1 protein-coding gene is annotated in these 554 nt (G+C 75.8%); it reads right to left on the reverse strand.

Features of this window, described 5'->3' with window-relative positions; all coding sequences use genetic code 11:
* On the reverse strand, positions 1-530 hold a 530-nt coding region (locus F8A92_RS18500), incomplete at its 3' end, for a hypothetical protein (protein WP_228389585.1).
* Positions 531-554: the final 24 nt, after the last annotated feature.

Consider the following 554-nt stretch of genomic DNA (forward strand, 5'->3'; position numbering starts at 1 on the left):
GGCATCAGGCACACGGTCTCGCGGGCCACGTTCTGCGCGGCCTGCTCCCCGATCGCGGCGCCGGTCAGCAGCGCGAGGGTACGCGGGAGCTCGCGGACGAGGCCCTTGGCGAGGGCGAGGTCGTTCGCGGCCCGCCACGGCGACACGCCACGCGCGAGGGCGACCTGCTCGGCGATGCCCTTACCGGCATCCGCCCGCGTCGCACCCGCCGCCAGAGCGGCACCGCGGAGTGAGGCATCGAAGGCGACCTGCACGTGCGCCTCCACCGCGGCCACCGCGGCGCGCAGCCGCCGCAGATCACCGAGCAGGTCGATCAGGCCCGCGTCACTCACGCTGCTCAACGCGGCGGCGCCACCACAGCCGATCGCCGAGCCGTGCCCAGGTAACGCATCGACCGCCGAGGCGGCCGTGTCCGCTGCATCGGCCGTGCCCGTCGGCGCAGCGGCGTCGAGGGCGATCTGCTGCACCGCCAGCCAGGCGCCGCGCACCACCGCCACCGGCGAGGCCACGTCGGCTCCCGGGTCCGTCACGGGCGGGCTGCTGATCATGCCCCT

It is taken from the genome of Cumulibacter manganitolerans, assembly GCF_009602465.1.
Taxonomy (GTDB): Bacteria; Actinomycetota; Actinomycetes; order Mycobacteriales; family Antricoccaceae; genus Cumulibacter; species Cumulibacter manganitolerans.